The following is a 15,573-nucleotide window of genomic DNA, read 5'->3' as shown; positions in this document are numbered from 1 at the left end:
CAATGCTAGTCTGATCGCCGCCTGCAAGGGCTGCCGCTCGATGCTCATCTTATTCTCTCCTCTCGACCATGCACGGCCGCTGCTGGATCAGCAAGGCCGCGCCAGAAAAACAAACAATAAGCGCGCTTGCAACGAAAGCACATTCGCTTGCCTACGCGCTTCGTTGCTGGGCACGATGCTCATCAAGCGCATCACGCAATAGCGCGTCACCGATGACGTGCACGTCCCGACGTGGGAATGGAATCTCGATGCGTCGTTCGCGGCAGATTTCCACGATGGCTCTCGTCAGCTCACCGCGGGCCGGAATGTAGTCGTCGACGCCAACACAGCACTTCAGTTCCATCTCTACGCAGGAGTCCGCAAGCCGCACTGCTTGCACGAGGGGCGCTGGCTCCGGCAAAACGCGTGTGTTCGCAGCCAGCACCTCCTGAATTGCAGCCACGGCGCGGTCGAAATCGGTGTCGTAGGCCACGCCGACCGAGATTTCCAGCTCTCGCGTCGTGCCGAAGTTGTGATAAATCTCGCCGACGATCTTGCGGTTCGGGATCACCACGCGCGAGCCATCCGGATGCGCAAGCGTGGTGCTGAACAATGAGATGTCCTCGACCGTACCCTCCTCGTCCACGACCGAGATGTATTCGCCCACGCGAAACGGCCTGGAGAAGATGATCGACAGTCCGGCGGCCACGTCGCTCAACAATCCCTGCATGGCCAGCGCGATGCCCGCGCCGAGCACACCGAGGCCGGCAATCAGCGGCAGCAACTCGACGCCCAGATTCTGCAAGGCCATGATCATGAACAGGCCGAGCACGATCGTGCGAGCGATGCGTGAGAGCAGCGAGCGCACCGGGGGCTCCAGCTCGATTCGTTCCAGACCGCGCATCAACATGACGCCGACCCAGCGGCTGACGGTGACGCCGATCGCGAAGATCACCATGGCGGCGAGCAGCTTCGGCCCGAAGCGCACCGAAAGATCCACCGCCGTGCTCTTGAATTGATCGATTGCGCTCAGGGTTTCCATGATCAACACCGTTCCTTCTTCTGACCAGGATGGCGTTTGCATGCGAGCTGGATGTCACGCCACGCTGGGATAGTTGAATTCGAGCGCAGTCTCGGCGCGGGAGGCCAGGTGGCGCTTCAGATAGATGCTCTTCACGTGTCCGCACACGTCATCGGTGGACATCTCGAGCAATCGAGCGACATCGCCGATCCATCTGCCTACGGCGATGAGCGTCAGTACTCGTTCTTCTGCATCCGACAGACGGACTTCCTCGGCTTGATCATTTGCAGCAAGACCCGCCTTGAACGAGGTTGGCCGGGCCGTGAAGTAATGCAACAGCCGCCCAGCCACGGCAGGCGCAAGCGGCGGTATCCCTTCAGCGAGCAATTGCAACTGGCGGATGACCACGCTGTCGGGCTCGTTCTCGAGCAGGTAACCCAACGCGCCCGCCGCAAGCGCCTCCATGAAGTAGATCTCGTCGTGCTCGGCGAGTGTGATGACGCTGCGGGTCAACTGGCTCGTCCGCAAGCATCGCTGTACCACGTGCAAGCCCGAGCCATCGGGCAGACGGGGATCGATCACCGCCATATCGATCGGTTGGTGCTCCAGAACGGCCACGGCATCCCGCACCGAGCCGCTGACCATGACCCATCCTTTCGGAAAAGCCTGGCGCAAGAGCGAGGCGAATCGCAGGCCACGGTCGGGCAGCGACTGCGCGACCAGCACATTGGGCCCCGTGGCCGGCGCTGGCCCGCCCGCGCCCTGCTGCAAACCTCGACGTTGCTGACTGTGCAATTTGCTCTCTCTCGAACCAACGCTGAAAGGGTAGCCGGAGGAATTCTCTCCAAATGAGACGGCGGTCACGATGAGGCCGCCGATGCCGGCCGCCATGCCCTGAGATGGATTCAATTTGAATCTAGTTGATTCAAACTGCAGACGAGCGGAAGTGCTCGGGACCCCGAGCGCTTCGAAAAGCATCCAGGGCTCAGAACGTCATGCGGAATCCGAAGTTGCCGCGCACGCCGTCCCTTTCTCCCTCGGTCGACTTCTGATAACGCAGGTCGAGATGCAGCTCGATGCCGGGACGAACGCTTCCCGTGAAACCCACGCTCGCATCGCCAGTGGTATCTGGAATCTCCTCGCCAAGGGTCGTGCTGCCTATCATGATCGAGTCCGCGTCCCTGAAATCCCGCTGGACACCCACACCGATGTAAGGCGATGCGTCGTCCATTCCGAGCCAGCGACTCGGAGCACGCAGCAACTGCAAGGCCGCGCGCCCACGCAGCGCGTCTTCGTCAACTGCCGACACTGCTGAAACCTCATCCGTGAAATCGCCCAACTCGAGGCGTTGATACGCAAGCTGCAGCTGCGGCTCCAGCAGCCACTTGCCACCGAGCGCGAATGCTTTGCCGATTTCTGCCGACAACGTGCCGCCCCAGCCGCTTTGATGGCTGGCCGCGAGATATTGATCCTGGTAGCGGTTGCGGTAGTGAAGCAGCTGTGCCGTTAGATCGAGATAGCCTCCGCCGCCGCCATGACGCGTCCAGTACAGGCCGCCACCGATGACATCGCTCTCTACTTCGCCGGCGCGCGGCGCAAGGCCTGCTGCCGAGCGAGCGGCGTCGAAGAACGTGGCCGTGCTCTCGCCAACGCTCGCCATCACACCCAGGTGCACGCTCGCCTTGCCGACCTGATGCGAGTAAACGTCGGTGCCGAAATGCACTGTTGACATCTTCAGATCCTCCGTCTCGAAGCGTGCGCCCGAGATATCGAGCTCGTGCGCGTACACCCTCATCCATGCATCCGCTGCATGATTGTCAGATTCAGCGCCAGTGACACGCCCCTGATCGCCCACGCGCGCACGCAAGTTGCCCAATGCCGAGAAGCCATACTCGAGATTGGCCTGATGCCCCAGCACATAGCCCGCCGCCCCGGGTCGGAACGCGGGCGTGGGCGGCTGCTCCGGATCGATGGGCGCGTCGGGATCGATCAATTCCGAGCGCAGGTACCAGTCGTTCGCATCCGCCGCGCCGCCCTGATACAGCAAATATTCATACGCTCCCGCCTGAACCGGCCGCGCCAGTCGGAAGCTGTCGGCCGCGCTCGCGCCGTCGACTTGAATGATCTCGATGCCATCGCCGGCCGTGGCCGCGCCGTTTCCGCCAGCGCGACTGACGACAACCGTGGACGCGCCGCTCACATTTCCCTGAATGACCAGCCGGCTCGTCGGGGAGCTTTCGTTGCCGAGCTCGGTGTTGATGCGCACAGCGCCCGCGCCATCGTAATTGCCCGCGATTGTCAGCGTACCGAACGGATTCGCTGACGTGCCGGGTGCGACGAAACCACCCGCGAGCGATCTCACATCCATCACCATGCCGACACCAGATAGCGTGCCACCAGATCCCACCGTAACAGTGCCCGGGAGCACGCCGTCGACCTCTAAGGTTCCGCTCTGGATCTGCGTATCGCCGGCAAAGGCGTGAGTGGCCGTCATTGCGAGCGTGCCGGTGTTTTGTTTGATCAGCGTACCGCTGCCAGACAGCACTCCTGCATACGACCCGTCGGTCGCCTGATCGAAGATCACCGTTGCAGCGTTGTCGATGTCCCCTGCGAGACTGGTGCTGTCGCCGATCAATGTTCCTTCCGCAACGGTCCAATGTTGCGCGCCGCTGCCGGTCAAGCGCCACGTGCCTGTTCCTTCCTTGCGGAATTCGTCGAAGTTCTGGAACACGGCGCCAATGAGGCTCGCGTCGAACGCATCGGCGCCGGCGCCGGCGAGCACAAACCGGTCCGCGGTCGCGGCGTTCGCATCGAACACACCGCTAAACGACACGTCCGAGCCGGTGTTGATCGTCAGAACGTCGTCACCCGCGAGCAGGTCGATCGTGCCGCTGCCAGCGAGCGTGCCGGACAGCGTGAAAGTGTCGGCATCCGCGGTGCCGTTATAAATGCCATCTACCATCATCGTCGCACCCGCGTCGACGACGGTCGTCACCGGATCCACCACTGCACCGACCGCCACTTCGAGCACGCCTGCGCGCACCAGCACCGTATCGAATCTAGAGCCGGCGGGCCCGGCGATCGTTGCTGCTCCGTTGCCCTGCTTGATCAACGTTTCGAAGCCGGTTGCGCCACCCAACCTTGCGGCCGAGTCGACATCGAGGGTCAGCGTGTCGTGACCGGCCCCACCTTCCAGCGCGGTCGCGAGGCCGCTCAGGTCCGCGCCGTCGAGCAGCGTTAGCTGATCGTCGCCGTCGAGCATGTCGATGGAGCCGCGGCCAGCGACGTTTCCGGCGACGGTGAACGTGTCGCCGCCCAGGGTAAAGCCGAAATCGCCATCGACATTCAGGGTCGCGCCGGCCGCGACGGTCGCCGTCTGCACGCCCGTCACGTTGCCATTCGCTTCGATGCCGAGCGTGCCGCCTTCGACGGCGACTTCGAGCAGTCCTGTCGTGGCCGCAGGGCCGGTGATCGTGAGCGTGCCCGTGTTGCGCTTCGTGAGTCCTTCGAACTCTTGAAGCGCGCCGAGCTGTGCCGTGCCCGTGATGTCATAAACTCGCGTATCGACACCTGCGCCGCCCGCCACCGTACCAAGAACGATCGTGCCGTCATGGATCACGAACGAATCATCGCCGTCGCCTAGCGACAGTGCGCCGGCGCCGGTATCGAGCGTACCGGCAACGTCGAGCACGTCGTCACCCTCGCCGAGGTCGCCGGTGGCGAGCAGACTGCCACCCGCGTTCACGACGACTGTATCCACACCGGCACTCCCCGTGATCGCCGTTTGCGCCGCGCCGAGTGCCTGCACCGTGCCGTCGATCCTGAGCGTCGTCCCGTCGTTTACAAACAACGTGCCAGTCTCGACGACGCCCTCGACATCGAGCGTACCGCCTTCGACGGTAGTGTTGTCGTAGCTGTGCACACCAACCAACGTCGCTGTGCCCACGTTCTGTTTCAGGAGTCGCTCGAAGCCTGAGACCTCTGCGCCTGCGAACGTCAGTGCCGACGCACTATCGAGTGCGACAGTGTCATTCGCAGCGCCGCCATCGATCACCATGTTCAATGCGGCGCCGTCTTGAATGGTCAGCACGTCGTCGCCGTCGCCAAGATCGATCGTGCCGGCGCCGCTGACCGTGCCCGCCGCCGTAAATGTGTCGTTGCCCGCAGTACCGCTGTATGTACCGTCCACCTGCAGCGTTCCTTGCGGACCGACGCTCGTGCTCGATACGCCGTCCACGGCGCCGCCGGCCGCGACGTTCAGCGTGCCGCCGAGCGCTTCGACCTGCTCGAAAACCGACGTGCCGGGGCCATTAATGTTGAGCACACCAGTGCCGGTCTTCGTCAGGCCTTCGAATCCCGAAAGCGCGCCGACATCGGCTGTCAGGTTGATGTCGTAAACGCGCGTGTCCAGACCGGCTCCGCCCTCGACCGTGCCAATGACATTCGTGCCATCATGAATCACGAACGAGTCGTTGCCGTCGCCAAGCGACAGCGTGCCGCCGCCTGTGTCGAGCGTGCCGGAGACGTCGAGCACATCGGCGCCGTCGCCAAGGTCGCCCGTCGCAAGCAAGTTGCCGCCGGCGCCGACCGCGACGATATTCACTCCGGCTGTGCCGGTGAGTGAGGTTGGAGCCATAGCGCTCGCCCGCACGACGCCGTCGACATTCAACGTGGCGCCATCCGTCAACGCGACGGTCCCCGCATCGAGAGTCCCATCGACGTCGAGCGTGCCGCCGTTGATCGTGGCGACGTCGTAGTTGTGAGTTCCTGCCAGCGTCGCTGTGCCTGCGTTTTGCTTGACCAACTGTTCGAAGCCGGTAACGTTCGTGCCGTCGAACGTGAGTGCGGCCGCGCTGTCGAGCGTCACGATGTCGCCAGTGACGGCGCTGCCGGCATCGATTGCAATGTTGATGGCCGCGCCGTCCTGAATGGTGAGGACGTCATCGCCATCCAGCATGTCGACGTTGCCGCCGCCTGTCACATTGCCGGCGATCGTGAACTGGTCGGCGCCTGCCGTGAACAGCAACGAGCCATCCACGTTCAGCGTTGCTCCCGAACTCACTGTCGCCAGGTGGGTTTCGATGCTGCCGGTCGATGTCACATCGAGCACGCCGGCCTGTACCTGCACATCGACAAAGTCGGACGGTCCATTGATCGCAAGCTGGCCGAAGCCAGACTTGCCGAGCGATTCGAACCCTGTCGTGCTGCCGAGAGGCACGACGCTTCCGGCGCTCACGTTCACGTTGAGCATATCGTCGCCAGCACCGGCGTCGAGCGTGCCGATCACAGCCGTGGTGTCGTGCACGACGAACGTATCGTTGCCAGCGCCGAGCGAGAACGTGCCACCGCCTGTGTTCAAAGTGCCAGCGACATCGAGCACGTCGTTGCCGTCGCCAAGATCGCCGCTGCCACGCAAGATTGCGCCTTGCTCGATCACGATTGTGTTGGCGCCGGCCGTACCGGTAATCGCGGTCGGCGTTCCGCCGGCGGCCTGCATGGTGCCAGCGACGTTCAAGATCGCGCCATCGCTCAGAGCCGCAGTGGCTGCTTGCACGGCGCCGTCGACGTTCAGCGTCGCGCCGTTGTTTACTGCCACGGTGCTCGTCTGCAATGTGCCATCCACATCGAGCGTGCCGGCGTCGATCGTCGTGCCCGCGGTGAAGGTTTGAGTGCCCGTCATGGTCGCGACGCCGCTGTTCTGTTTGAGCAGCGTCTCGAAGCCGATGGTCGTGCCGCCGTTGAACGTGAGTGCCGCCGCGTTGTTCAAGAGCAGGACGTCTCCTGTGGTCGCCGCGCCCGCGTTCACACCCAATCCGTTGATGATGGCACCGTCGTTCAACGTGAACGTGTCATTGCCCGCGCCGAGGTTGAGCACACCAGCGGTCGTGCTCAGAGTGCCCGTCAGGTTCAGTACGTCGCTACCGTCGCCGAGATCGCCACTCGCAACCAGCGTCCCGCCGGTTCTCACATTGATGGTGCTGGCACCGGAGTCGCCCGTGAATGTCGACGCCGCGCCATTCGCCCCCTGCACCGTGCCATCCACGTTCAGCGTCGATGCGCCGTTCATCGCGAACGTCGATGAACTGAGCGCGCCGTCAACCTCGAGGGTGCCGGCGCTGACGGTCGTCGCGCCGATGCTGTTACTGGTAGACGTGAGACGCGTGGTTCCGGCGCCGACCTGCGCGAGCCGGCCCGGACCGCTGAGGGTGCCGTTGAAGTCGAACGTGTCGCTACGGTTGATGGATAAGGTTGAAGCAGCCGAGTCGACGATCACATTGCCGGCGCCGGCATTGCCGGTGTTGCCGCCATTGCCGATCATCAGATTGCCGGCGTTGATGACGGTGTTGCCGGTGTAGGTGTTGTTGCCGGTGAGAATCCAGGTGCCCGAATCGTTCTTCGCCAGGGTGGTCCTGCCGGTGGCGCTCGCATCGGCGATGGTTCCGCCCATGGTGTTGTCGCCGGTGTTGGTGCCGCCGAGCGCGATGGTGCGATCGCCGCTGCCAGCGAGCGTCACATTGCCGGTGTTGGTGAACTTGAGTGCGCCGAGACCCGACGACTGGATGTAGGTGACACCTTGCGACAACGTGAACTGACGATTGGTGCTGCTCTCGGTCGCGCCCGTGTAGCGCAGTGTCGAACCGTTGCCGATGACCAGATTCGTGGCGGCGCCGGAGGATGCCCCTATGCTGCTTGCCTGCAAACCGTCGGCGAGCTTGGTCACCGCGAGCACGCCCCCGTCGATGCGCGTGATGCCCGTGTATGTATTGGTCTCGTTGCCCAGCACCCAGGTGCCATCGTCGGTCTTGGTCACCCGAACCACGCCCGAGTCTGCGTCCGTGATCTGGGCGGAGAGCGTGTTATCGTTCGTGTTGGAGCCTCGCAGCGTCAGAGTACGAGCATTCGTGCCCGTAAACGTGATCGGCGCAGTGCTCGTGAAATTCACTGCACCAGTGCCGGCCGCCGAGAGAGTCGCGCCGGCGGCGCCGACGGTGAATTGCCGGTCGCTGGAGCTGCCCGCGCCGTTGTATTCCAATCCGGCGTTGATGATGAGATTGGTCGGGGCCGAGCTGGATCTTCCGATCGAGCTGTCCACGCCGCCGTCGTTCAGGCACGTCACTCGCAACCAGCCGCCGTTGATGGTGGTGCTGCCGCTGTAGTTGGATGCGCAGCCGCTGAGCGCCTGGACACTGCCGCCGCTCTTGATCAGGGTGCCGGCGCCGTTGATCGCTCCCGAGAACGTGCCGCCACCCTCGCTGATCGTGAGGTTCGCGCCGTTGAGAAGGATGCGCTGGTTCGCTACCTCCACATTGGTGTGGAGGTAGCGCACGCTGTTGTCGAAGCCATCGAGATCGACGGTCGCGTTTGGGCCGTTGAATCGCAGACCACCGGCGCCGAAGACGCCGCTGGCCGCCGCGCGCAGCGTGCCGCCGGACATGCCTGTGTAATCCGTCTGGGCATTGGAACTGTTGGAGAGCACGAGCGTGCCGGCGCCGTCCTTCCAGAAGTTCGTGCCCGTCACCTGCCCGTCGAGCTGCAGCGTGGCGCCAGCGTTGGACACGCTCAATGTTCCCGTGGCCGCTTGAAAGCCGCGGTCGATCGTGACGTCTCCGCCTGTGTAGTCGAGCGTGCCGCGTAAGAAGAGATTGGATGCATCGCTGCTGGACGCGCCGATGCCGCTGGGCGCTCCGCCATCGGCCAGACAATCGACTCTGAGCGTGCCAGCCCAGATCGTGGTCGGACCAAGGTAGGAATGATTGCAGTCCACCATGGTCTGAACGCTGCTGTTCTCTTTGTAGAGTCCACCGTCACCGCTGATGGTGCCGCTGTAGCTGGCGTTCGCGCCTCCGATCGTCAGTGTGGCATCGCCCAGAAGCACGTTGCCGCCACTGACCCCGCCGCCCGAGAGTCCGCCAACCTTGTTGTCATAGCCGGCGAGATCGAGCGTCACTCCCGCGGTGTCTGCGAGGGTCATCAGACTCGGGCCGCCGAAGGCTGCTTCCGAGCCGGCGCGCAGGACACCGGCGTTCACCGTCGTCGCGCCAGTGTATGTATTCGTGCCCGCGAGCACGAGCGTGCCGGCGCCTTCCTTGCGCAGCGCCGAGGCGCCGGTTCCCGTCGCCGTGCCACCCAAGGTAAGCGTGCTGTTGAGATCGGTCACTTCGATCACACCGCCGCTGCCTGCGAGCGTGAAGCCGCGATCGCTGGTCACGCTGCCACCGGTGTATTGCAATCGACCGCCACCGGAGAGAACCAGGTTGGTGGAGTCGCTGCTCGATGCGCCGATGCTGCTGACCTCGCCCCCATTCGCAAGCGTCGTGATCGAGAGGGTGCCGACGTTGACGCTGGTGATGCCGGTGTAGTCGTTCGCGCCATTCGAAAGCGTCAACGTACCCGCCCCGGTTTTGATCAGGCCCGCCCCCTCGCCGCCAGTCACCACGCCCGTGAATTCCAGATTGGCGGCGGCGTTGGCGACGCCGATGGTGCTATTGGCCACCGAGCCTGATCGATTGACGGTGAAGCCGCGATCGGTGGTCTCGCCGCCGCCGGCATAGCGCAGCTCCGCCCCTTCCAGCACCAGGTTCGAGGAAGCCGCCGAGGATTGGCCGATGCTGCTCGCCTGTCCGCCGTTGGCGATGCTGGCCACTTCCAACGTGCCTTGCGTGACGATGGTGGCGCCGGTGTACGTGCTGTTTGTATTGGAGAGCACGACTTCGCCGCCGCCGGATTTGGTGAAACCGATGGCGCCGCCGTTGTCGACGATCTGCGAGTTGATGAAGAACCGGCCGGTGCTGTTCTGCTGGATGCCGAGCGTGCCGCCGCCCGCCATGCCGGTCAGGGATCCACCCTGGATGGTTTGATTGAATGCTCCCACGGTGGGCGTTACGAGGATGGCGCCGTCGATGCCCAACGTGTCGCCGCCTGCAATGTTCAGCGTCGTGGACCTCGCGGCCGTATAGCGCAAGCCGCCGAGTTGCAACGTGCCATCCGGACTGTCGACGGTGCTCGGCGTGTTGAAGCCCGTGCTGTCGTCGCTGATGAACTGGCCGTCGGCCCAGTCGGCCGGGTTGTTCGCTATCGTGTAGTCCGACTCGGTGAATGCGAGGATGCGGCCGTTCTCGTCGATCTTGGCGTAGCTGCTGCCGTTGTTGACGGTGGCCCAGCCGCCGAGCGCATCGCTGGTCGTGGTGATGAAGCCATCGGTCGGCAGGTCGAAGTCGACCAGGCCGCCGCTGCGATTGATCGCGCCCAGATTGAGCAACATGCTGCCCCCCGATCCGGAGGTCGCGCTGATATTGTTGTTGCCGGCCGTGATGTTCACGCCGTCGAACGTTTGCACGTTGTTCTCGCCGGCAGCGCCAGTGACGACGAGATTGCCGCCGCCGAGATTCAACGTCGATTGGCTCGATAGGATGTCTGCGGTCGGAGCGCCGGTCGCGGAAAAGTTCAGCGCCAACGTGCCCCCGCCGATGGTGGTATCGCCGGTATATAGATTCGAGCCGGAGAGCGTCTGCGTGCTGGCGCCGAGCTTGACGATGCCGCCAGTGCCAGTGATGCTGCCGCCGTACGCGCCTGTGACAGCCGAGGCGCCGTTGAACGTGAGATTTGCGCCGCCGAGCGCCAGGGTGCCACCCGCGCCGTCGAGATTGGGTGTTTCGAGATCGAAGGCATTGAGATCGAGCGTGCCGTTGTTGATGGTGATGCCGGTGGTGGTACCGAACGCGGAAGCGCTGCCGGCACGCAACGTGCCGCTCTGAATGTTGATGGCGCCGCTACGGGTGTTGGCTCCAGTGAGCACCCATGTGCCGGAGCCGTTACTGGTGAGATTGCCGGTGCCGGCGATGACGCCTGAAACGGTGTTGTCGCCTCCGGTGTAACTGCCGCCGAAGGTGGCTCCATTGCCGAGCAGGTCGAGGTTGCCGGTGAGCGTCAGCGCGCCAGTGCCGTCGTTGCGGATCGTGCCGCCATTGAATGTCCACGGGCGGTTGGTGCTCGCGCCCGCACCGGTATAACTCAGGATGCCGGTGCTAACGTTGATTCTTCCGCCGCCGCCACCGGTGCCCGCGCCGAAGGAGCTACTCAGTCCTACGTCAGCGAGCACCGGAGCGCGCACCGTCACGACGCCTATGCTGCTATCGCCAGCGTAGGTATTGGCGCTGCCGAGCGTGATGCTGCGCGCTGTGCTGCTGCCTGCGAAGCTGAACGGTCGAGTGGAAGTGTCGCTGATCACGCCGAGCAGCTCAAAATCCGCCGTGTTGGCGTTGAAGCCGATCGTGGTGATGCCGCCGACGCCCGCAATGTTTCCCGTGATTCTCAGGGTGCCGGTTCCCGAGTTGATCAAAGTCGCCACGGCGGGAAAAGCGCCGCCGCCGCCGCTGGCGATCTGCCAGTTGCGGTTGGAACTGTCACCGTCGCCGAGATAGCTCAGCGTGTCGCCGTAGTTGCTTTGCGCGGTAAAGACAACGGTGCCCAGCGCGGCGTCCGTCGGCGCCCCGAGAGAGCTTGCGACCCCCAGGTCCGCAATGGAAGTGAACGAGCGGGAACCGTTGCCTCGAAATCGAGTCTGCCCGGTGTAGTCGTTCGTATCGTCGGTCAGGCTCACGCCACCGCCGGTCACGTCCAGGCCACCGGCGCCGGTAAAGCGGGCCGTGCCCGTCGCACCGGCCAGGGTGATCAAACCACCGTTCAAGGTCACCGTTCGGCCACTCAACGAGGTGCTGCTGCTGAGTGATGTGCCAGCCGCCATCGTGATGCCGTTGCTGAGCGCGCCGAGCGCTGCATTGTCATCGACGCTGAGATTGCCGGCGTTGACGGTGATTCCACCGCTGAAAGTGTTGGTGCCCGTGAGAATGAGCGCCCCGGCTCCGTTTTTGATCAAGCCAGCCGTGCCGGCGAGCGCGGAGCTGATCGATACCGTGACGTTCGAGTTCGTGGTGATCGTGGGATTGACGCCAGCGAGTGTCAGCGTGCTTCCGGTGAGCGAATAACCGTTGGCCGTGAAGAACAGGCTGTGCGCGGTGATCGGCGTGTTGAGCGTGATCGCGCCGCCAGTGCCGGTGAAGTACGCGTCGTCGAGCGCGGCATTGCTCCAGGCCGCGTACGGGCCGGTGACGCCGTCGTCGTCCGCTCCCCAAAATGTCGTCGACAGATCCCATGTGCCCGCGCCGCCCAGGCCGGGCAAGGTGCGATTGATATCCCAGTAGCGGTCGGCAGCGTGCGATGTCGCCTGCACCCCGAACAGCCCAGCAAGAACCGCCAAGCGCAGCGGAGAAACCCGCCGCGACCACCGATGCTCGCACGCGCTCGATCCGTTGACGGCGGTGCGGCTCTTACCGCGGCTGGTCGCCAACTCGCACGCCACTACCCATGCATTGCGCACTGTGGACCAAACGACGCGATAGATTCGATTCATTGCATTCTCCTACTCCGCGCCCTCATCTCACCGCTCGGCGGCGCGCCCTCATCTGCTTGCCTACGCAATCGAGCACTGATGAAACAATGCGTCGGCGTCGAAATTAGGGGAACGCGCGACACAGCTTCCCTGTGTTCCATCACAACGTGCGACCAAGAAGCAGCGGTGTAGTTGACGGTGCAATAGACCGAGCAGGCGCGCATCCATCACGTCTCGGCAAACTCGCTCAAGGCGTTGGACGAATGTTCGGGTGATCGTACTCAGAATGTTTTCGGCCCGCTTTTATCTGGCGATATATCAAGTGTTGCGACGTTGCGGGACCGAGAAAGGTTCAAATTGCATCTATTATCTTCCGCAGGCTGCGCCGACGGCTTTTTTTTCTGCGAGCGGATGCTCAACAAACAGCCCACGAACGCGGCACTATAGCGGCCATGTCGGACGCGCTGAATTCTTCGCTCCAACGTGCACGTGAGGCCCTGGCGTGCCGCGACCTGCCCGGCGCCTATCTCGCCGCGCAAAGCGCCTTGCGCGCCAATCCCCGAGATGCGCAAACGCACGCGCTGCTCGGCGTCGTCCTGTCCGAGCTCAACGACCTATCCTCCGGCGAGTGGCACTTGCGTCGCGCGCTCGAGCTCGACACTGCGCACGCGGCCTGGCTCACCAATCTTGCAATCAACTTGATTCGGCAAGGCCGTGCGGAAGAAGCCGGGCCCTGCTTCGAGCGCGCCGATGCGCTGGCTCCGGGGAATCTTCAAGTGCTCGCGCAATGGTCGAAGCTGCACGAGATGCAAGGCGATCTGCGCAGAGCCCACGAGCTGCTGGATCGAGCCGCCGCGGTGTCCTCTGCTCGCGATGTCGAGTTGTTGCGAGTGTCATATCTCATCCGCGACGGCGAGCATCAGCAAGCGCTGTCGCTGCTCGAACGAGCGCCCGATCTCAACGGCAGCGCGCAGCTCGAACGAGGACGCTTATACGATCGGCTCGGCCGCCATGGCGAAGCATGGCATGACTGGATCGAGGGCAAGTCCAAGCTCGCCAGGCAAGCCGGCAGCATCGAGTATCAGGCGCAGCTCGTCCAGACGTTCGTCGCACGCATGAAGCAGTTTTTCGTGCGTGCGAATCTCGAACTGCTGCCACGAGCCACGGTGCGTTGGGATACTGCGCAGCCGGTGTTCATCATAGGCCTGCCGCGCTCGGGCACGACACTCGTCGAACAGGTCCTGGCCTGTCACTCCGCCGTGCAGGCGGGAGGGGAGCTGACATTCGTCGGCGAGTGGTCGCAGTTCCTGCAGCGCATCTGCCCGGACGCCGCCCCCTTTCCGGAAAATCTGGCGCGTATGTGGAGCGCCGACTATCGCCACGCGGTCACCTTGCTGCGCGACTATTATCTCTCTCGCGCCGAATCCCGGGGCCTACTGCGACCGGGCGCCGTCTTCTTCACGGACAAAATGCCGTTCAACGAGATGTGGCTGCCATTGATGTGTTTGGCGTTCCCTAACGCGAGGATCGTCCGGGTCGTGCGCCATCCGCTCGATGTCTGTGTCTCGATGCTATCGCACGAGCTGACGCACGGCTTCAATTGCGGTTATCGGATCGAAACGATCGCACAGCACCTGTGCGCGATGTTCGATCTCGCCCAGCACTATCGTCGCGAACTGGATTGCGAGGAATTCACGCTGCGATACGAGGACCTCGTGCGACAACCCGAGCAGCAGGTCCGTCAGCTCCTGCAGTATCTGGAGTTGCCCTTCGAGCCTGCTTGCCTGAGCTTCCACGAAAAGCGCCGCTACGCCGCGACACCGAGCTATGCGCAAGTGACCGAGGCGCTCCATGAGCGTTCCGTCTTCCGCCATCGACATTACCTGGAACAGCTCGCGCCCTACATGGCGCAACTGACGCCCTGGCTCACCGCCTTGGGCTATGCACCCGAGCCCGACAACAGTTGAGTTCAAATTGCATTCGTCTCTTTCATAACCTATGCGTAACACCATCAAAACTACCAACGCGCGCCTCCCGGTTCGAATCGCCGTCAGTGCAGTCGTGGCGCTCGCACAGCCCTGCGCCGCCGAGGAAGCCCGGCCCAGCTCGGGCTTCTATGTCGCACCGATTCTCAATGCCGCTCGCCTCGATGACGATCGAGCCGTCGACGACGACGCCGCGTTTACGTTTGCGGCGGGATTCGAGGTCCATCCAGACTGGAACTTCGAGCTCAACCTGTTCCGGGGCCGCTTCGACAGCTCCAGTGGCGACGATCTGACGATGGACGCCGCCGGGCTCGATGCACTACGAGTGTTCCGGCGCGACACGCGCCTGGCGCCCTATTTGCTCCTGGGCCTCGGCGCGCAACGCAAGGACCGCCACCTCTCCGACTCATCGACCGATGCCTATGCCGACGCCGGCCTCGGGTTGCTCGGAGCATTACATCGATCCAACCAAGACGGACGGGCTCTGTTCCTGCGAATGGACGCTCGCGCCCGCTACGACGATATGGACGATAGCGGCCGCGTCGACTATCTGTTCGGCGTGGGTCTGCAATATGCCTTTGGCTCGGCCGCGCGGCCGGCGCCAGTTCACGCCCCGATAGCGCCGGCGCCCGCGCCTGCACCTGCTCCGACCGATGAAGACCACGACGGCGTACCGGACGGCACCGATCGCTGCCCACGCACGCCCGCCGGCGAAACAGTCGACCAGCAGGGTTGTGAGATAGAGCGCGACAGCGACAACGATCGAGTGCCGGACAGCACCCCCGACGTTTGTCCGAATACTTCACCCGGAGCGCGAGTCGACGCGCGCGGCTGCGACCTGAACAGCGAGATCGAGCTGCCCTTGGTCGCGTTCGATCACGACTCCGATCGCTTGCAGCCGCAGGCGTTCGCGACACTGGATCAAGCGGCGGCAACGCTGCGCTTGAATCCAGACCTGCGCATCGAGGTGGCGGGTCATACCGACGGGCTGGGCTCCGAAGCCTACAATCTTCGCCTGTCGCAGCGACGCGCCGAGACCGTCCGTCGCTATCTCATCGAGAAAGGAGTGACCAACGAACTGAGGGTTCGCGGTTACGGCGAGAGCGAACCCATTGCGGACAACGGCACGGAAGCGGGCCGGGACCGCAATCGTCGCGTGGTGCTGCGGATCATTCCGCAATAGCAACGGCGCTCGTATG

General features: G+C 63.7%; 5 protein-coding genes. 2 read left to right on the top strand and 3 right to left on the bottom strand.

All coding sequences use genetic code 11. The annotated features are described in order from the left end of the window. Positions 1-151 precede the first annotated feature (151 nt). The 3 genes from JM946_RS16550 to JM946_RS16540 all read right to left on the bottom strand — a co-directional run bounded on the left by JM946_RS16550 (position 152) and on the right by JM946_RS16540 (position 12,410). Positions 152-1,021 carry a mechanosensitive ion channel family protein gene (locus tag JM946_RS16550; protein ID WP_203168449.1) on the bottom strand — a complete coding sequence of 290 codons (870 nt, stop codon included), beginning with the start codon at positions 1,019-1,021 and terminating at the stop codon, positions 152-154. Positions 1,022-1,075: 54 nt separating this feature from the next. Then, a complete protein-coding gene (locus JM946_RS16545) occupies positions 1,076-1,909 on the bottom strand; it encodes a response regulator (RefSeq protein WP_203168448.1) in 834 nt (277 codons plus the stop codon). Between the two features lie 76 nt (positions 1,910-1,985). Next, positions 1,986-12,410, bottom strand: a complete 10,425-nt coding sequence (locus JM946_RS16540) for an autotransporter outer membrane beta-barrel domain-containing protein (protein ID WP_203168447.1) — start codon at positions 12,408-12,410, stop codon at positions 1,986-1,988. A 431-nt stretch (positions 12,411-12,841) separates the two neighbouring features. Between JM946_RS16540 and JM946_RS16535 the strand changes: the two genes are divergently transcribed. Next, positions 12,842-14,356, top strand: a complete 1,515-nt coding sequence (locus tag JM946_RS16535; protein WP_203168446.1) for a sulfotransferase family protein — start codon at positions 12,842-12,844, stop codon at positions 14,354-14,356. 31 nt (positions 14,357-14,387) lie between these two features. After that, the gene (locus tag JM946_RS16530; RefSeq protein ID WP_203168445.1) at positions 14,388-15,557 is read left to right on the top strand and encodes an OmpA family protein; all 1,170 of its coding nucleotides are present in this window, start codon (positions 14,388-14,390) and stop codon (positions 15,555-15,557) included. Positions 15,558-15,573 lie beyond the last annotated feature (16 nt).

This window comes from Steroidobacter gossypii, from assembly GCF_016801985.1.
Lineage (GTDB): Bacteria > Pseudomonadota > Gammaproteobacteria > Steroidobacterales > Steroidobacteraceae > Steroidobacter > Steroidobacter gossypii.
The sequence above is the reverse complement of the archived record's forward strand: the minus strand, read 5'-3'. Positions and strand labels throughout refer to the sequence as shown.